Source organism: Salinicoccus sesuvii, from assembly GCF_042648145.1.
GTDB classification, from domain to species: domain Bacteria; phylum Bacillota; class Bacilli; order Staphylococcales; family Salinicoccaceae; genus Salinicoccus; species Salinicoccus sesuvii.
Genome location: NZ_JBHRWV010000001.1, coordinates 166,167 through 184,196 on the forward strand (window position 1 = coordinate 166,167; position 18,030 = coordinate 184,196).

General features: G+C 46.8%; 15 protein-coding genes, 1 tRNA gene and 1 pseudogene. 13 read left to right on the forward strand and 4 right to left on the reverse strand.

Going from position 1 to position 18,030, the window contains the following annotated elements:
- The first annotated feature begins 109 nt into the window (after positions 1–109).
- From ACFOJ8_RS00920 to ACFOJ8_RS00965, 10 genes are all read left to right on the forward strand, one after another.
- The gene (locus ACFOJ8_RS00920) at positions 110–862 is read left to right on the forward strand and encodes an IclR family transcriptional regulator (RefSeq protein WP_380651416.1); all 753 of its coding nucleotides are present in this window, start codon (positions 110–112) and stop codon (positions 860–862) included.
- Positions 863–908: 46 nt separating this feature from the next.
- Positions 909–1,889: a 2-dehydro-3-deoxygalactonokinase gene (locus tag ACFOJ8_RS00925; protein ID WP_380651418.1), complete on the forward strand. Its 981-nt coding sequence runs from the start codon at positions 909–911 to the stop codon at positions 1,887–1,889.
- A gap of 54 nt (positions 1,890–1,943) precedes the next feature.
- On the forward strand, positions 1,944–2,921 hold the full coding sequence (locus ACFOJ8_RS00930) for a 2-hydroxyacid dehydrogenase (RefSeq protein WP_380651421.1): 978 nt from the start codon (positions 1,944–1,946) through the stop codon (positions 2,919–2,921).
- 42 nt (positions 2,922–2,963) lie between these two features.
- The gene (locus ACFOJ8_RS00935) at positions 2,964–3,590 is read left to right on the forward strand and encodes a bifunctional 4-hydroxy-2-oxoglutarate aldolase/2-dehydro-3-deoxy-phosphogluconate aldolase (protein WP_380651424.1); all 627 of its coding nucleotides are present in this window, start codon (positions 2,964–2,966) and stop codon (positions 3,588–3,590) included.
- Between the two features lies 1 nt (position 3,591).
- A complete protein-coding gene (gene dgoD, locus ACFOJ8_RS00940) occupies positions 3,592–4,740 on the forward strand; it encodes a galactonate dehydratase (RefSeq protein ID WP_380651427.1) in 1,149 nt (382 codons plus the stop codon).
- A gap of 19 nt (positions 4,741–4,759) precedes the next feature.
- Complete coding sequence (locus tag ACFOJ8_RS00945; protein WP_380651429.1) at positions 4,760–6,121, forward strand: GntT/GntP/DsdX family permease; 1,362 nt, start codon at positions 4,760–4,762, stop codon at positions 6,119–6,121.
- Positions 6,122–6,211: 90 nt separating this feature from the next.
- Complete coding sequence (gene gntK, locus ACFOJ8_RS00950) at positions 6,212–7,726, forward strand: gluconokinase (RefSeq protein WP_380651430.1); 1,515 nt, start codon at positions 6,212–6,214, stop codon at positions 7,724–7,726.
- Between the two features lie 12 nt (positions 7,727–7,738).
- On the forward strand, positions 7,739–9,166 hold the full coding sequence (locus tag ACFOJ8_RS00955) for an IS1096 element passenger TnpR family protein (protein ID WP_380651432.1): 1,428 nt from the start codon (positions 7,739–7,741) through the stop codon (positions 9,164–9,166).
- A 23-nt stretch (positions 9,167–9,189) separates the two neighbouring features.
- Positions 9,190–9,894: an MOSC domain-containing protein gene (locus ACFOJ8_RS00960; RefSeq protein ID WP_380651435.1), complete on the forward strand. Its 705-nt coding sequence runs from the start codon at positions 9,190–9,192 to the stop codon at positions 9,892–9,894.
- 223 nt (positions 9,895–10,117) lie between these two features.
- Positions 10,118–10,870, forward strand: a complete 753-nt coding sequence (locus ACFOJ8_RS00965) for an SDR family NAD(P)-dependent oxidoreductase (RefSeq protein WP_380651437.1) — start codon at positions 10,118–10,120, stop codon at positions 10,868–10,870.
- Between the two features lie 152 nt (positions 10,871–11,022).
- Here the strand turns inward: ACFOJ8_RS00965 and ACFOJ8_RS00970 are convergent, their stop codons facing one another.
- From ACFOJ8_RS00970 to ACFOJ8_RS00980, 3 genes are read right to left on the reverse strand one after another with little or no spacing between them, the layout of a single operon-like run.
- Positions 11,023–12,234 (reverse strand): DUF819 family protein, encoded by a 1,212-nt coding sequence (locus ACFOJ8_RS00970; protein WP_380651440.1) that lies wholly within the window; start codon positions 12,232–12,234, stop codon positions 11,023–11,025.
- Positions 12,235–12,266: 32 nt separating this feature from the next.
- Entirely contained in the window at positions 12,267–13,871 is a 1,605-nt protein-coding gene (locus tag ACFOJ8_RS00975; protein WP_380651442.1) for an amidohydrolase, read from the reverse strand.
- Positions 13,868–15,301 carry a sodium:solute symporter family protein gene (locus ACFOJ8_RS00980; protein ID WP_380659868.1) on the reverse strand — a complete coding sequence of 478 codons (1,434 nt, stop codon included), beginning with the start codon at positions 15,299–15,301 and terminating at the stop codon, positions 13,868–13,870. The genes ACFOJ8_RS00975 and ACFOJ8_RS00980 overlap by 4 nt, the downstream gene beginning before the upstream one ends.
- Before the next feature lie 357 nt (positions 15,302–15,658).
- Here ACFOJ8_RS00980 and ACFOJ8_RS00985 point away from each other — a divergent pair, with 357 nt between their 5' ends.
- The 3 genes and pseudogenes from ACFOJ8_RS00985 to ACFOJ8_RS00995 all read left to right on the forward strand — a co-directional run bounded on the left by ACFOJ8_RS00985 (position 15,659) and on the right by ACFOJ8_RS00995 (position 17,679).
- The gene (locus ACFOJ8_RS00985; protein WP_380651446.1) at positions 15,659–16,033 is read left to right on the forward strand and encodes a RidA family protein; all 375 of its coding nucleotides are present in this window, start codon (positions 15,659–15,661) and stop codon (positions 16,031–16,033) included.
- A gap of 51 nt (positions 16,034–16,084) precedes the next feature.
- Positions 16,085–17,187: pseudogene (locus ACFOJ8_RS00990) on the forward strand (threonine synthase).
- 114 nt (positions 17,188–17,301) lie between these two features.
- A complete protein-coding gene (locus ACFOJ8_RS00995) occupies positions 17,302–17,679 on the forward strand; it encodes a VOC family protein (protein WP_380651448.1) in 378 nt (125 codons plus the stop codon).
- Between the two features lie 43 nt (positions 17,680–17,722).
- Here ACFOJ8_RS00995 and ACFOJ8_RS01000 read toward each other — a convergent pair.
- Positions 17,723–17,795 (reverse strand) — tRNA-Ala (locus ACFOJ8_RS01000).
- Positions 17,796–18,030: the final 235 nt, after the last annotated feature.

Sequence of the window (18,030 nt, forward strand, 5' to 3'; positions counted from 1 at the left end):
TTGACATTACTTCGAGTGCGTATTATATTAGGAACAAGTTCATATATAAGAACGCTGTTCACATATGAGAACGCATCTAAAGAAATAACACAAGAAGTGAGGTGCAGTCATGTCGGTAAAATCTGCAGAAAGAGTATTGGATATCATCGAATACTTAAGTCGTATGGAAAACGGAGTTTCTTTGATGTCACTTTCAAAAGAATTAGAAATTCCAAAGAGCAGCATGTCCCAGCTTCTCCAGACGATGGTCGGTAGAGGGTATCTGACAAAATCGGAAAGCAATCTCTATAAACTGGGTCATAAGCTGATTATTGCAGGAAATAAGGCCCGTACAAGCAATGATATATACAGCGCGAGCTTACCGATACTCAAAGACAAGATCGCATTAACAGGGGAAACGATGTTTCTGGCCATAAGGTCTTCGACCGAAATCATATACCTAGCCAAGGTGGACAGTGACCGTGCCCAAAGAACGACAGCGCAACCTGGTACACGCAAACCGCTCCATTCAACAGGGCTCGGCAAAACCTTCCTAACCTTCGAAGCAGAAGATATTAGAGACGATCTGCTCGAGCGTATGGATTATGAAAGGTTCACTAGTCATACGATAACGGACGCCCGAACTTTGAGGACAGAGCTCGAAAAGTACAAAGCACAAGGTTACGTGGTGGACGACGAAGAGGGTGAAGAAGGTGTCTATTGTTTAGCTGCGCCGGTCTACAACGACGCCGGTCACATCATCGCGGCCGTCAGTTGCGCAGGCAATAAGAACCGGATGCTAAAGAACGAAGCAGCTATTGCAGATTACATTATGCAAGCAGGCAGGGAGATTTCAAAGACGCAAGGACACAATAGTGGATGATGGAATACTTGATCCATTATCTCAAAATGGGAGAGGCGGCAGTGGAATGTACGTTATTCTAATAGATTCAGGTACAACCAATACGCGCATCCGAATAGTGGATGAACAATCGAAAACAGTGATTGATGCATTGAAGATAGAAGTGGGCGTCAAAAACGCCGCTATGGATAAGAGCAACAAGGGGCTCAAGACAGCCATCGAACAAGGTATTAAGGAAGTGCTCGATAAAAATGCACTTGAAATATCAGATATCGGCCATATCATTGCTTCAGGTATGATTACTTCGAATCTTGGGCTCAGGGAGGTGCCACATATTGTCGCTCCCGCTAATGTCGATGATTTCAGAAAAGGCATGGAGAAAGACGAAATCTATGGCATTTCCTGCTACTTCATCCCGGGGATGAAAAATAAGGCGATCGATGGAAGCGGTACCTTGGAGGAAATCCGAGAGATGGATATCATGCGGGGTGAGGAAGTTGAAGTGTTTGGCTTGCTTGAACAGATGGATATTAGCGGAGAAGGTGTCATCGTGTTACCCGGTTCCCACACGAAGTTCGTCAGAGTGAGTAAGGACAAGCAACTGATATCCTGCTTTTCGACATTGGGTGGTGAACTGGTACAAGCAGTTCAAAGCAATACCATCCTCTCGAGCTCACTTGAGGATGGTTTGATAGATACACTGGAGACTGAGCACTTGGAAAATGGATACTTAAAGGCGAAGACAGAAGGACTGACACGGTCCCTCTTTGGTGTCCGACTACTTGATATGTATACGGCTGTATCTGGTAATCAGCGGGCCAACTATCTGCTCGGTGCCATCTACCACGAAGATGTCCAGGCGCTGAAATTCTATACAGACGGTCTTGATCTCGACTGGCTTATCGTAGGGGGATCAGAAATTTTGAAGAACAGCATGTCACATCTCCTTTCGCTTGAGTTTTCTGATAAAAAGATTATCAAGGCCTCACAAGAAGTAGTGGAGCAGTCCTACATCACAGGCTCTATCATGATACACGACAATCACTAGTTTAATTGACCGTATCAGATTAAAAATACTCGATATAGAACTTGGAGGATGGATATGGCACCCAAAGTTTTAATAATGAAGCCGATACCTAAAGATGTTGAAACATTCATCGCTGGATACTGTGACTATGAAATATGGGACAAGAACTATCCAATGCCCGAAGACACATTGCTGGAAAAGCTCGCTACAGTGGATGGGCTGATGCCAGCTAAAGAAAAGATAGACAGCGCATTACTTGATCAGGCATCGAACCTCAAGATTATCTCTAATATTTCGGTTGGTTACGCCAACTTCGATACGGATGAAATGAGAAAGCGTAACATCATGGGCACGAACACGCCCTATGTACTGGACGAAACAGTGGCCGATACGGCATTCGGTCTGATGCTTCTAGCGGGGCGTAAATTTTCGCTGCTTGATCGCTACGTAAAGACGGGGCAATGGAAAGTGAAGGATGATCCGATATTTCTCGGGAGAGATATCCATCATGCGACACTTGGGATCTTCGGCCTCGGCAGAATTGGTGAGAAGGTCATCCGTCGTGCTGTCAGAGGATTCGATATGAATGTCATCTACCATAATCGATCACGGAATGAAGCGGTCGAGAAAGAATATGATGTCGAATATGTCAGCAAAGAGGATTTGCTCAAGCGCTCAGACTTTATTTTAACGCTATTGCCGTTAACGGAGCAGACGACAAATTATATCTCACACGAAGCGTTTGATCTGATGAAGGAAGATGCATTCCTGATTCATCTCTCCAGAGGAAAAGTGGTCGATGAGGCAGCTCTGATTAAAGCACTCGAAGAGAACCGGATTGCGGGGGCTGGCCTCGATGTCTACGAAGAAGAGCCAGTATCCCCTGATAACCCGCTACTCGGCATGGATAATGTGGTTACACTCCCTCATGTGGGTTCTGCCACCGAGCAAACACGCGATGACATGGCTATGCGCGCAGCCGAGAACCTGATTCAGGGACTGCAGGGCGACAAACCGAAAGACCTGATAAAAGAACTCGATACACTCAAATAGATAAGAACAGATGAATCAAATAGAAGATAGGTGGAGAAATCTATGACAGTACTCGAAAAAATCAAGAACCATAAGATGATTGGCATACTGCGTGGTTATGACACGGATGATGCGGTGAAGATTGTGGATGCACTCGTACAAAACGACTTCCGGGTCATCGAAGTGGCACTCAATTCTCCGAATGCAAAAGAGACGCTTAAGTCACTGAAAAAGCATTTCGGCGATGACATCACACTTGGCGCTGGTACTGTGCTGACTGTTGAGGATGCTAAAGAGTGTATCGATATTGGCGTTGAATTCTTGTTGGCACCAGTGTACGGCGAGGCAGTACTTGAGTTCGCGAATCAACAAGACATCCTGTATATACCTGGGTGCTACACACCGACTGAAATGTACGATGCCCATATGAAAGGGGCTAAAATGATTAAAGTTTTCCCAGCGGGTCAGCTTGGATCAGCTTATATCAAGGACGTACTGGCTCCAATGAATGACCTCGTTCTTCTGCCGACGGGCGGAGTGAGCGAAGAGAATATCAACACGTTCTTTGAAGTCGGTGCAGCGGCAGTTGGTATCAATTCTGCCCTTGTTCCTTCGAACCGGACAGTAGACGATGAGCTTGTAGCGGAAATTGGTGAACGTGTTCAAAAACTGAAAGGCAAGGTGGAGTAGTATGAAGATTAAAAGTTATGAGATGTTCACAGTGCCACCAAGATGGCTGTTTTTAAAAGTCGAGACGGATGACGGACTCATCGGCTGGGGTGAACCGGTCATCGAAGGTAAAGCAGCGACTGTAAAGGCAGCAGTCGCCGAGCTGATGGATACGATTATCGGCAAGGATCCGATGAATATTGAAGGCATCTGGAACGAACTTTACCGTTCAGGATTCTACCGCGGGGGTCCGATTCTCATGAGTGCGCTTGCTGGCATCGACCAGGCGCTATGGGATATCAAAGGTAAATACTACGATGCACCGGTCCATCAACTACTCGGTGGTAAAGCAAGGGAGAAAATCAAGGTGTATTCATGGGTCGGGGGCGACCGTCCACAAGATGTGGGCGCAGCCGCATTGGAACTGAAGAATACCGGCATCACAGCCGTGAAGATGAACGCAACAGAAGAGCTGCAGTATATCGATTCCTACAGCAAAGTCGACGAAGTACTTGAACGCGTCGCTTCCATCCGCGAGGCTTGCGGGAAGGACTTTGGCATCGGCATCGACTTCCATGGTCGTGTCCATAAACCAATGGCGAAAGTGCTCGCAAAGGAACTGGAGCAATTCAGACCGATGTTCCTAGAAGAACCAGCGCTGCCTGAGAATAATGAAAACTTGCGGGATATTGCGATGCATACATCCATTCCCATCGCGACAGGTGAACGCATGTTCTCGAAATGGCAATTCAAGACTTTGCTTCAGGACGGTTATGTGGATATCATCCAGCCGGATTTGTCACATGCTGGTGGGATCACCGAATGCAAGAAGATCATCTCGATGGCTGAGGCCTATGATGTGGCGGCTGCACCTCACTGTCCACTCGGCCCGATTGCGCTTGCAGCCTGCATCCAAGTCGATGCGACGTGTCATAATGCAGTCATCCAGGAGCAGAGCCTCGGTATTCACTACAACAAAGGCAATGATATTTTGGACTACGTAACCGATGCTTCAGTCTTTGAGTATACAAAGGGGCATGTTGAAGTACTCGATAAGCCAGGTCTTGGCATTGAGATTAACGAAGACTATGTCAGAGAGCGCAGCCTTGTTGGTCACAACTGGAAGAACCCGGTATGGAAGCACGAAGACGGCAGTATCGCAGAGTGGTAATAAGAAAGGGGAATGAATAATGTCTAATGAAGTGTGGTTGATTATTGCGACCGTTATTGGAATCGCTTTACTATTGTTCCTGATCATGAAAGTACAGCTTCACGCTTTTGTAGCATTACTGATCGCATCACTCTTCATCGGCCTGGCGACAGGCATGAGCCCGATGGACATCATCGGTGTCATTGAAAGCGGTATGGGTGGTACCCTCGGCTTCATCGCAGTGGTCGTCGGTCTCGGTGCCATGTTCGGTGAAGTACTCAAAGTCTCCGGAGGTGCCGAGCGATTGGCGCTCACACTGATCGACAAGTTCGGTGAGAAACGCTCGCAGTGGGCACTCGGTTTTACAGGTTTTCTCGTCTCAATTCCAGTTTTCCTGGATGTAGCGCTCGTCATCCTGATCCCGATTGTCTATTCACTAGCTACAAAAACCAGGAAATCGCTGTTGTACTATGGTATACCGCTACTCGCAGGTCTTGCTGTTGCGCATAGTTTCGTCCCACCGACACCTGGGCCGATGACCGTTGCTGCAATGCTTGGCGTCGATCTCGGCTGGGTTATCCTCTTCGGTATCGCAGCAGGTATTCCTGCTATGATTCTGGCGGGTCCTGTATTCGGTAAATTCATTGGTAACAGAATTCATCTCGAAATCCCGGATTATCAAAAGCTTGAGGAAGATGTCAGCGCCATGCAGAAGGAGCGCGACATGCCAAGCTTCAAGCTAGTATTCTCACTCATCCTGATTCCGCTTGTCCTAATCTTAGCCAATACCGTAACTGGTGCGATTGTTGGAGATGAGTCCACAAACCTCTTTGCTGAAAGTATCCAGTTTGTCGGACACCCATTCGTGGCACTGATCATCACGGTGGTACTGACATTCATGCTACTCGGTACACGTCGTGGCTACACAAGAGGGGAAGTGCAGGAGATTGCGACGAAAGCACTTGAACCTGCAGGTATCATCATTCTGATCACCGGTGCAGGTGGTGTATTCAAGGAAGTGCTGATTCAAAGTGGTGTCGGCGACGTTATGGGTAACCTGGTTGTTGGCGTCGGATTGCCGCTTGTCATTGCTGCATTCCTCATCACAACATTTGTCCGTGTGGCTCAGGGCTCTGCAACAGTAGCGATGGTTACAGGTGCTGGACTCATGTCACCGATTATCGCTGTTAGCCCCGTCACGCAACCTGAACTTGGTCTGATTGCGATTGCGATCGCAAGTGGTGCAACAGTCCTCTCCCACGTCAATGACTCCGGTTTCTGGCTGGTCAACCGATTCTTCGGGATGACTACCGGCGAAACGCTGAAGTCGTGGACGGTCATGGAGACCATTATCGGACTAACAGGCTTTGTCGTTGTACTGATCATCAGTATATTCATATAACTCTAAACCCCATGCGGTGCATGGGGTTTTTGTGTCCAGCAGCAAAAAAACATATAATAGAAATAACAGATTAAATGAGGAGGAGAAGGCATGAAGAAATATATGATGGGTCTTGATATCGGGACGACGGCGGTGAAGGCGGTACTGTTCAATACGACGGGGCAATACGTCGATAAAGAGACCGTCCACTACCCACTCCACACACCGAATGTGCATACCGCTGAGCAGGATCCGGACGAGATTCTCATGAAAGCGATCCAGGCAATCAAAGTACTCGTCGCGCGTAACGAGTGCAGTAACGACATCGAATTCATCTCATGTTCATCCGCCATGCATAGTCTCATTCTGCTCGATCGCTCCGGCAGTCGGCTGACAGAGTGCATTACATGGGCAGATCGTCGCAGCGAAGATGTCGCTGAAGCTTGGAACACCAAAAAAGGTGTAGACATATATAGACGGACAGGCACACCGATCCATCCGATGAGTCCATTCATCAAGCTGCTCTACTTCAAGGATGAAGCACCTGAAATGTATAGCCGCATTGGCAAGATAGTCGGCATTAAGGAATACGTACTGCATCACTTAACAGGACTTTATGGCGTCGACAAGTCTATCGCAAGCAGCATGGGTATGATGAACCTTGAAACGTCCGAATGGGACGCAGAGTTGCTTGAGCTGCTCGAACTTAGCCCAGAGCAGCTACCAAATATCGTTGATACGACGCGTGCCTATACGCCGACTAATACGGCCACAAGCCACCTTGGTATCACTGGAGATACAAAGATTATCATCGGGGCAAGTGACGGCGTACTTGCGAACCTCGGGGTCAATGCCATTGAGGAGGGCGATATCGCAATCACAATTGGTACGAGTGGCGCCATCCGCACAGTCATTGATGCACCAAAAACGGATCCGAAGATGCGCACGTTTTGCTATCATCTGACGAACGATCATTACGTCATCGGCGGGCCCGTGAACAATGGTGGTGTTGTTTTGAGGTGGATTCGGGACGAGCTATGCCAGGAAGAAGTTGGCGAGGCCGAATCGAAGGGTAAAGATCCATACGAGGTGATGACCCAGGCCGCAAAAGATGTTCCGCCTGGCAGTAATGGTCTCATCTTCCACCCCTACCTCGCCGGTGAGCGTGCGCCGCTGTGGAATGCAAAGGCAGTCGGTTCTTTTTACGGCATGACGTTGTCCCACAGTAGGAGCCATATGATCCGTGCAGCGATGGAAGGGGTGGTATACAACCTCTATAGCGTCTATCTTGCACTCCGTGAGCAGATGAATACTGTTAAGAGCATAAAGGCGAGTGGGGGATTTGCTAGAAGTGAAATGTGGAAACAGCTTATGTCGGATGTGTTCGGTGAACGACTGACAGTACCAAAGTCCTACGAATCGAGTGCATTTGGTGCTTGTCTGCTCGGCCTGCACGCGATTGGGAAGATGGATGACTTGAACGCGGTGGCAGGTTTCGTTGGCGAAAGCGATGCTTATGCGCCGGATGAAAAAGCATATATGAAGTACCAGGACATCATGAGTGTCTATATAGAAATCGGCCGCGCATTGGAGCCGTTCTATGACAGAATGGATGACATTAGATAAGGAGGTGATTTCGTGAATCTACATCATTTTTTTACCCATTTTCTCGAAGAGAATGAACTGATCCGAGCCAACCTGGTCAATGATCAGCAGTTTGAATCAAAGGAAGCACTCGTTCGCTACAAGGAGGCAGAAGTAGACGCTCTTGGTGCAGATTCGAAAGTAGCAGGCATGCTGACGATGACTGAAATCGAACTGATCAGTTATCTGATCGACATGACACCAGACGATAATCTGCATTACGTCGCTTACGATGTCAAACTGTATCCGGTACTCATCGACTATCAGTATGTACTTGAAGCAGGCGGGGGGACCGGTGCCATCCATCATGTCATCATCCGGTCACTGCATAGTGTACTTAAGGAGAGCGGAATCATTCCCGCCCACCCGATGTACATCCATAAGGATGATCCACTTGATCCCGAAGAAATCAGCCAGCTACATCATATCTACAAAGGACCGATCTATTGGCTCTATGACAATTTGACTTGGCGGATGCTCCGAGCCATGTTGAAGCGGCTGAATGTAGAGCCAGATGGGCATCAGAAAGAGGACTATTTGCGCCATATGACCGCTGTCATCACGCATCCGAAATATCTTGAAAGCATCCTGCTCCAGTTAGGTATGGCGGAATATACAAGCATTCGGGAAAATGTTGAAAAAAGCTTCAATGTATATGAAGCGAGCTCCAGATGGGAAACGGCAAAGGAGATCGGTCTGCTCGTCAAGGTCCATGCAGATCACTACGTCATGCATGAGGACGTGAGACAGGCACTCGAACAGGTCGATTTCAAGGCTGTTGAAGCAAAGCTTCAGCAAGGCGCATCCGTCAATAGAGACCGAAGTGGTGACTACAATGCGCACGTCATCCGTCTGATGGTGGAGGACATCGACTTTGAAATTGTCCGAACCCTACTTGTGCCGGCAGGCATCAACTTTTTCGAGCTGCACCTTATCATCCAAAAGGCGATGGGGTGGCAGAGAAAGCATGATAGCGTCTTTAAAGCTGGTGGCATGATTATAATGGAAAGTACCAGCCAGCTCACGGCATACGCTGGTGCAGCCCACTGTCTCGTTGCGAGCTTTACTCAAATCGATGGCGTATTCGACCAGTATAATCCGATTGAATACAGCTACGGAGAATCCTACCGCGTGCAAGTATCTATTGAAGATACGACGAATATACACCGTAGGATTCCAAGCATCAGTGATTATGCGGGACCGGCACCGATTGAAAATATCGGAGGTGCCGGTCACCTGTCTAGCGTGCTGCGCGTGCTCGATGATCCGAAACATCCTGATTACGCCCGCACGTATGAGAAGGTTCGGGCGACGAATTTCAGGGAACGTTATCCCATTACAGCTATCAATAACCAGCTCGAGAAACTGTTCAGAAAGTCGCACCCGGTGACTGAGTTTAATGCCAATGAAGCGGATATCTGATCATTCATTTTAAGGAGGCTCATATGGAACAGCAGAAAATATACAAGTTGTTTACCGGCGGTGTCAAAAAGGCGGGCCAGAAGGATGCGGCAGATAGGATGGAGCGGGAGTGGGAGAGTGCCATTTTCAAAACCGCTGAAGCAGGAGCGGTCTACTTGACCCGCACTGGATTTGTCGGCGATGATGTGGCGGACAAGAAGAATCATGGCGGACCCGAGAAGGCTGTGTTTGCCTATCCGGTCAGCCACTATGAGTCTTGGCAACGTGAGCTGGATGCAAGTATCGCAATCGGCGGTAACGGGGAGAACTTTGCTGTCATGCACATGGATGAATCTACCGTTTGTATTGGGGATACATATCAGATCGGTAGCGCGACTATTCAAGTTTCCCAGCCGAGGCGTCCTTGCTGGAAACCGGCACGCCGTCATAACGTACTCGACCTGGCACTGCGCATCCAGAAGACTGGCCGTACAGGCTGGTATTTCAGGGTGATTGAAGAAGGGGAGGTAGCGAGCGGAGATGTCTTCCAACTTATCAGTCGCCCGCATCCTGACTGGTCGATTGAGGCATGTAACGAAGTCATGTACAATCAGCAAGATAATATTGGACTCAATGAGAGTCTCGCCTCACTTGAACTTCTGGCGGAAAACTGGAAGGCCACCATCAGAAAACGGCTTTCTGGTGACGAAGGGGATAGCGAAAGTCGGGTCTTCGGTCCTAATAGGTAAGAGCCCCTAGGCAAAATTTTACTGATATAAATTTCGGGATTCTTTCACATCTCAATCAAGATAAATTCAGAATCATTGTAGTCTGGCCACCGAAAAGATATCTATAAATGACAACCAGCCTGTCCTATTAAGGCTGGTTTTTTACAGGCAGAACATTTGAAAGCGTTCTCTTATGAGGCGTACAATTAAAATGTAAGGATTAAAACAACTGGAGGATTCTACAATGAAAAGACTAGAAGGTAAGGTTGCTGTAATTACAGGTGGAACGGGCGGTATCGGTAAAGTGACCGCAGATAAGTTCATGGCAGAGGGTGCTAAAGTCGTATTGGTAGATATTTCTGAAGAGGCACTATCAGAAGCAAAAGATGCGCTCTCTTCACAAGGTGAGTTGCTTACCGTGCAGGCTGATGTGACTAAAGAGGATGACGTAAAGAACTACGTGCAGAAGACTCTTGATCAGTTTGGTAAGATCGATATCTTCTTCAATAATGCAGGCATCGAAGGCAAAGTGGCACCAATCATTGAGCAGGAAGTAGAAAACCTTGATAATGTGCTTAATGTCAACGTACGTGGAGTCTTACTTGGTATGAAACACGTACTGCCAAGCATGATTGATCAGGGAAGCGGCAGTGTTATTAATATGTCATCGGTCGCTGGACTCGAAGGTAGTCCGGGGGTTGCACCATATATTGCTTCAAAACATGCAGTTGCCGGTCTGACCAAGACCGCAGCATTGGAAGTTGCAGGCAACAACATCAGAGTCAATTCGGTCCACCCATCTCCCGTCAATACACGCATGATGCGTTCACTTGAAGCAGGGATGGAAACCAATGAGGAAGCACTGGCAAAGACCATTCCGCTTGGTCGATACGGAGAATCTGACGATATCGCCAATCTCGTTTTATTCCTAGCATCCGATGAGAGTACTTTCATCACCGGTGCACAGTATAGAGTCGATGGCGGTATGGGTGCATAGATTAGAAATATGTATGAGTAAAAGGCATGCCTCCCTATTTGGGAGGCATGCCTTTTTGTTACTCTTGCTTTAATTGAAATGAATAGTGTGGGGAGTATCAGTTAGACTTCTGACTGATACTTTAAACGCCAATGTTAGTTAAAGCCAATCTCCTACATCACACTGCTGAACCATAAGCCGAGCCCAGTCCCGATATAGTTGCCGATGATGTATCCGAGTGTCCCGACAATCAGTATCGGGCCGACAAGTTTGGTCCAACCCCGAGAAATGGCCATGGCAGCTGCGGTGGTTGGTCCGCCAATATTGGCATTACTTGCGAGTATAATCTCCTCAAGATCGAACTTGAACAGTTTACCCATCGAGAACGACACAAGCATATTGATAACGACAATGGTTGCGGCAAATACAAAAATGAGTGGCGCATTCTGTAAAAGTAGCGGTATCGAAGCAGGGACACCGATGACGACGAAGAAAATATAGATCAGGAAAGTACCAATCTCCTGGGCACCGTTGATCCGTTCAAAATATTTAGGGACAAGCGACACAACCAACAAAGTCAAAGTAGTCAGCATCAAGTAGTTGTCACCGATCACCGCCCGGAGAATCATCATGAATGTATTTGTATCTTCAGGAATCAGGTTTCTAAATACTTCTGCCAGTTTGAATGACACAGCGACGATGACAAATGATGTCCCGACAGCCATTGCGATATCACTTAAGGAAATCTCTTTGCGCTTCCAGTAGGAAGCAGCCGCCGTATCACTCGTATCTGAGCTTTTTTCTACTTCATCCAGGTGTGGCGTGGCAAAACGCTTCTTGATAAAACCGATGGCCGGGATTGTGATCAGCACAAAGAAATAGACGGCCATCAAGAAGTTGTCTGCAACGACTGCAGAAGAGACCATCACCTCAGGAACCTCGAATCGAGAAGCGAGCGCGGCGAAGTTGACGCCTCCCCCGGTATAAGATCCTGTAATCATTGCCGCAACGTGAGGCAATCCAGGGATCATATCTTTCAACAAGAAGAATGCAGTGATCGAGCCTGCCACGGTACCGACAGTACTGATCAGAAAGATAAGCAGTAGCCGCCCGCTTTCCTGCCAGATCCGACGGATGTTCGTTTGGAATAACAACAACGGTATAGAGAGCGGCACGACATAGCTCCACACGGCGTCGTAAACTGCTGCCTCAATCGGCAGAATACCTAAGTTGGCTAGTAGCATAGCGCCGAGTAGTGCAATGATGGCCCCCGAGAGTTTGGATGCCCATTTGAACCGTTGTTCGAGATATATAGATACCGCTGCCCAACCGACTAGGAAGGCCCATAAAAGCCATGTTTCATCTGGTGATATTAAAGAATTCATATTTCAGTCCCCTTTGTTTGAACTCAAAATTTTTAATCTCTTTTATAAACCATATCTCCATCAATGAATGTATACATGATCAGCGCATCCTCAAGTACGATATCGTCATCTAATGGATTTTCATCAAGCAGAACGAAGTCCGCTGCTTTACCGATTTCAACAGAACCATTTTCACTTTCTGTACAGTTGAGCTTGGCGCCACTGATCGTCATTGCTTTCAATGCTTCAAAGCGTGTCAATTTCATATCTTCACCGAGCACCCGACCGCTTTTCGTCATGCGATCACAGGCAATGCGTATCGTATCGAGTGGCGAGATGGGGGTGACCGGACAGTCAGAATGGAGTGTATAGAGTACGCCGAGATCTTCCGCCCAACGTGCCGGGTCCATTTTCTCGGCGCGCTCTGGTCCAAGGAATTTTTCGTAATGCTTATCTCCATAATAATAGAGATGATTTGTGAAGAAAGACCCTTCGATGTTGTTTGCCTTCATCGCTTCGATATCTTCGTATTTGCCAGTCTGGATGTGTTCAACCCGCGTCACTTTTTCGTAGTCGGAATCTGCATTAACTTTGGCATAGGCTTTGATGATGGATTTGATAGCCGCATCACCGTTGCCGTGTGTCGTAAGTGGATACCCGCGGCGTGCGAAGTCCATGTAGAGCGCTTCGAGTTTCTCCTGCGGGATGATGATGTGACTTTTATCATCGACATTATAATAGTTCTCAGTGAGTGCGGCTGTATTGATTTGGATGGAACCGTCCTGGAAGAACTTTGCACTGTCTAGCGTACATTGCCCTTGGGATAGATCTTCTATCTGTTGCTTCAGCTCATCAAAAGAAAGTTCCTTGAGCGACTCTGATTCAAGCATCAACTGATAGTCGATCATCAGACGGAGCTTCATAGCGTTCTCCTGCTTAATATAGGCCATAAACGCATCATAGTCGTCTTTGCCATGCGCCAGGCCGACACATGCTTCGCTTGCTGTTGTGATTCCTTTTGAAATATAGTCTGATTCTGCTACAGCCAGTGCTTCGATCATCTCCGCTTTGGATGGCTTTGGTAAGTGGGGGAGCATCATCTCGACTGCTGGCAACTCGAACAGTAGACCATTCAATCGGTCGTCTGTCCGTGCAAAGTAGCCACCGTCAGGATCAGGTGTTTCTTCATTGATTCCTGCAATTTCAAGAGCGCGTGAGTTTGCAACTCCCATATGTGCTGAGCTATGGCGGATATAGATGGGGTGTTCTGTCGAGATCGCGTCTAACTCATCAATGGTGATGTGGCGATCTTCCGCCAGTTCGATTTCACTGTAGCCATGACCGACTACCCATTCACCGGCAGGTGTAACATCCGCACGCTGTTTCAGTGCAGTTTGTATTTCACCAATGTTTCCGACTGCCTGTGGTGTCAGTTCGACGAGGGATTTATACAAGCCATAAAGTAACAGGTGGCTGTGTGTATCGATGAACCCTGGAATGAGGAAGCGTCCTTCGGCATCCAATACATCTGCTTCGTCTTCAGTAATCTCTTCCTCAATCTGGATGAATTTACCGTTCTCAACTAGGATGTCACCAAGGTACGGCGTAGTCCCGACCATATCGATGATATTTGCGTTTTTAATCAGTAGCTTCGTCATTGTTTATCCTCCAATGTCGGATTGTGCAGTTTTTCGAAATAAGCAGCTTGTACCGTTTCAGACGCCGAATGCTTGGTCATGAGGCTGACCGAAACCAGCAGGATGAACGAGATCAGGAAGCCAAACAAGGCATGATCCATACCGATCGGCAAGAACGGATAGGCGAGGACGAGGACGGCTGTCCCGATCATACTGACGAGCACACCAGTCTTCGTGACCCCCTTCCAGAACATAACCGCAAGGAATGGAAAGACGATGACAGTTGCCGTCAGCCTCAACGCCCACTGGTAGGTCGTTGCGATATCTTCAACCGTATAGGCGAACAGACATGCAAGGCCTGTGATGATCAGAACCGAAATACGTGAGAAGAACAGCATACGTTTGCCGCCTGCATTACGATTGATGAAGTTCTTATAGAAATCGATGGTCAGGTTGCTTGATCCCTGCAGGATAAACGATGTAGCCCCTGTCATCAGTGCTGCCAATAGGCCCAAGAAGACCAGGCCACCAAGTGGGCTAGCAAGCAGGAAGTCGGTGACATACGAGAAGACGAGGTCCGGTGCCAGGTTCGCCGGTACAAACTGTCGTGCAGCCAAACCGATCAGGAATGGAAGGAATGCAATCAGCCCTGCGATGATGAATCCGAGTGCATTGGCCCCCACGGCAGTCTTTTCGTCCTTCGCAGCGAATATGCGCTGCCACGTCGACTGCCACACGAGATAGAAAGGACCGACAGAGAGGGCATAGAGCAAGATCTCACCGTAGCCGTCAGGCCCAGCAATGCTCAAGTACTCCGGCGCACTGGCTTCAAATAATCCACTAAAGCCTCCCACATGGGATACGGTCACAATGGCGAGCACTACAACACCGAGTATGATGATAATCGACTGGATCGCGTCTGTCAGAATCGTTGCCGGCAGTCCACCGATAATCGTAAAGATTAAAATAACAACGAATGAAATGAAAATACCTACCGGTAGACCAACACCAAGCGTGATGTTGAATACGGTCGACATACCCACCATCTGCAGGGCAGTGGTCGGTACAGAATAGATGAAAGCGGACAAGATAGAAGGTACGATGCCCGCCTTGCCACCAAATCTGACGGTAAACAGATCAGCCAATGTGATGAGCCGCTGGCGACGTAGTGGTTTGGCGAAAACGAGAATCAGTATAAGCGAGAAGACGATGGCGACAAAAGCGAACTTCCAGTAGCCCGATAATCCGACCGTAAAGCCAAGCCCGACCCAGCCAATGAATACTGCGGCGCCACAGAAAGTACTGATGATCGTTCCAGTAATCTTCCAGAAACCGGTGTTCCAACCGCTGATCAGATAGTCTTCGTAAGTATGAATCTTTCTAAAGTAATATGCTGCGATACCGAGCATGAAAATAAAGTACAGGACAAAATAGGTTATGTACCAACCCAATATGAATCAACTCCGATTTTTAGGATGCCTTAAATTATATAGTAAAGTACGATGAATTTCTAATTCGGCTTACCTCTGTGAGTGTTTTTTAGAAGACACTTCCATAGCTGACAGTCTTTATGGGGGAAATCGAATCTCTAAGATTTTTTCATATAATTTATTATATTTTTTGAATTAATTAATAAAAAATTACATAATAATATGGAATAATAAATAGCGGGTATCAGTATGTATGAAGTAGGCATTTTCTAATGTGGGATGCTTTGAGAATAGTTGTATCCAAACGACGCATCCTTAAGGGGGCTGCCTACAGTTATTTGGACGAAATTAAAATTAAATGAAGTGGAGAGAAAAGATATGGAACAGATATTTGAAGTGGGTCAGCTGAAATCAAATGGTCACTATGCATTGGCTAGTGTACATGGAGATGTAGTTTATGTTTCAGGACAGTTTTCTATCGATCCAGACACGAATGAAAAAAAGTTTGATGATATTGAAGCAGAGACACTGCGCGCCTTAGGCAATGTAGAACGGATTGTAGAATCTGCAGGAAGCAAAAAGGAAAATATATTGCGTATGACAATTTACATTCCTGATGTGCAATTGTGGGACCGGGTAGATGCCGTCTATAAAGCGTTTTTCGGTGAGCATCGGCCAGCACGTACTGTTGTTCCTACTAACGAACTGCATTTCGGATTTAAAGTTGAAGTGGATGCCATCGCGTACATATAGTTTTTTTAGTTTATTACGTAAAGTTAACTATTAATAGGAGGCTGATCAGTGATGGAACAGTATATATGCAATGATTGCCAGGAAGAGTACGATATAACACCCGACCGATGGAAATGCGAGTGTGGCGGCGTGCTGGATTTGGATAAAGAGGTACCTGATATCGACACGTCGATATGGGACGAATACCCCAATTCATTATGGCGGTACTTCAACACAATGCCTTTCAACCATGACTTCAAAGCATGGCGTAATATAACTATGGGTGAAGGTCAGTCCCCGCTTATCGCTTTAGACCCAGAGACGCCTGAGGTTTACGTCAAAGTGGATTATATGATGCCGACTCTATCCTTCAAAGACCGGGGTGCGGCTGTTCTAGTGGCGAAAGCGAAGGAAATGGGCGTTACAAGAATGATTGCAGATAGCAGTGGTAACGCCGGCACTGCGTTCTCGGCCTACGCAGCACGGGCGAATATTGAATGTACAATCTTCTTAAGATCAGAAACATCTCCGAAGAAAATAGCCCAGATAGAGGCGCATGGTGCAAAAATTGAAAAAATTGACGGTACAAGAGAAGATATCGCAGCGGCAGCACAAAAAGCGGTAGAGGACGAAAAAGTATTTTATGCGAGTCACGTCTACAACCCATATTTCTATGAAGGTACGAAAACATATGCCTATGAGCTGTATGAACAGCTCGGTGGTGCACCAGATAGCCTGATCATTCCTGCCGGTAATGGCACACTTCTCCTCGGTGCCCATTACGGATTTAAAGAGCTAAAGGGTAACGGTCTCATCGATCGCCTGCCAAAAATTATTGCTATCCAGGCCAAAAACTGCGCACCGTTATCTGCTGCATTTAAAAAAGGTGAGACAGAAGCGGAACCTACTATAAATAAAAATACATTGGCTGAAGGCATAGCGATTGCCGCACCAGCCCGTTCAAAGCAAATTCTCGAGGCCGTATGTGAGACGGGGGAACATTCATTGAAATTGAAGAAGACGAGATTGCTAGTGCCCGCACTATGCTCAGTAATAAAGGATTCTATGTGGAAGTAACAGCAGCTGTAAATTATGCAGGGTACCTCAGATACGATAGGGCTCCCAACGAATGTATAGCCATCCCACTATGTGGTGCAGGTATCAAATCGAAATAGCTAGAAAAAAAGAAAGTAAAAGTGTTTTTATGGTAAAATGTAACCGTATAGATGCTAAGGATTACTGGTTGCTTGTGATTTAAAAACTTTGTTCTTGTTGAAGGGGAGAGAGGTATGTTCACTAAGCTTGCAGAGGTCATGCTTTATGTAGAGGATCAGGACGGCGCAAAGAAGTTTTGGACGGAAAAACTTGGCTTCAAAGTGATTAATGAATCGGATCAAGGTGATGAGATGCGGTGGATCGAAATCAGACCGACAGAAGGTGCAGAGACAAGCATTATCCTTTTTGATCGGAAAGTGGTAGAAAAGTTTTCACCAGAGCTCAACTTCGGTACGCCTTCACTCATGTTTTTCACAAAAGATCTGGATGCACTTCATCAAGAGTTGAGGGAGAAGGGTGTCAATGTTGGTGAAATTGAGACGTTCTCGTCGATGCGCACTTTCAATTTCGCAGACGAAGAAGAAAACTACTTTGCAGTTATGACAGGATGACAAAAAAGCCACACCTTCCAATATGAAGGTGTGGCTTTTAATATGGAACCAAGGGGGATCGAACCCCTGACCTTTGCACTGCCAGTGCAACGCTCTCCCAGCTGAGCTATGGCCCCTTGACGATACTCCCATATTTTATACGAATATGCAGAGAGATACAAGTCTAATTCTACACTGAAATTGCGGTGATAAATAATCCAAAAATTGTATAAAAATTGATTTTATTGAATAATCCGAACGATTAATGGTAATATTCTAAACAGGTAGACATATCTGAAAAATCATTGTAACATATTTAAGTGTTCATATTTATATGAATGTAAAACACGAACATTAATAGACATCTAATGA

What these genes read in the sequence shown, in the direction of transcription:
- gntK (WP_380651430.1), top strand. Translation starts at nt 6,212, where the DNA reads ATGAAGAAATATATGATGGGTCTTGATATCGGGACGACGGCGGTGAAG.
- ACFOJ8_RS00945 (WP_380651429.1), top strand. Translation starts at nt 4,760, where the DNA reads ATGTCTAATGAAGTGTGGTTGATTATTGCGACCGTTATTGGAATCGCT.
- ACFOJ8_RS00970 (WP_380651440.1), bottom strand. Translation starts at nt 12,234, where the DNA reads ATGAATTCTTTAATATCACCAGATGAAACATGGCTTTTATGGGCCTTC.
- ACFOJ8_RS00925 (WP_380651418.1), top strand. Translation starts at nt 909, where the DNA reads ATGTACGTTATTCTAATAGATTCAGGTACAACCAATACGCGCATCCGA.
- ACFOJ8_RS00930 (WP_380651421.1), top strand. Translation starts at nt 1,944, where the DNA reads ATGGCACCCAAAGTTTTAATAATGAAGCCGATACCTAAAGATGTTGAA.
- ACFOJ8_RS00995 (WP_380651448.1), top strand. Translation starts at nt 17,302, where the DNA reads ATGTTCACTAAGCTTGCAGAGGTCATGCTTTATGTAGAGGATCAGGAC.
- ACFOJ8_RS00960 (WP_380651435.1), top strand. Translation starts at nt 9,190, where the DNA reads ATGGAACAGCAGAAAATATACAAGTTGTTTACCGGCGGTGTCAAAAAG.
- dgoD (WP_380651427.1), top strand. Translation starts at nt 3,592, where the DNA reads ATGAAGATTAAAAGTTATGAGATGTTCACAGTGCCACCAAGATGGCTG.
- ACFOJ8_RS00965 (WP_380651437.1), top strand. Translation starts at nt 10,118, where the DNA reads ATGAAAAGACTAGAAGGTAAGGTTGCTGTAATTACAGGTGGAACGGGC.
- ACFOJ8_RS00920 (WP_380651416.1), top strand. Translation starts at nt 110, where the DNA reads ATGTCGGTAAAATCTGCAGAAAGAGTATTGGATATCATCGAATACTTA.
- ACFOJ8_RS00935 (WP_380651424.1), top strand. Translation starts at nt 2,964, where the DNA reads ATGACAGTACTCGAAAAAATCAAGAACCATAAGATGATTGGCATACTG.
- ACFOJ8_RS00985 (WP_380651446.1), top strand. Translation starts at nt 15,659, where the DNA reads ATGGAACAGATATTTGAAGTGGGTCAGCTGAAATCAAATGGTCACTAT.
- ACFOJ8_RS00975 (WP_380651442.1), bottom strand. Translation starts at nt 13,871, where the DNA reads ATGACGAAGCTACTGATTAAAAACGCAAATATCATCGATATGGTCGGG.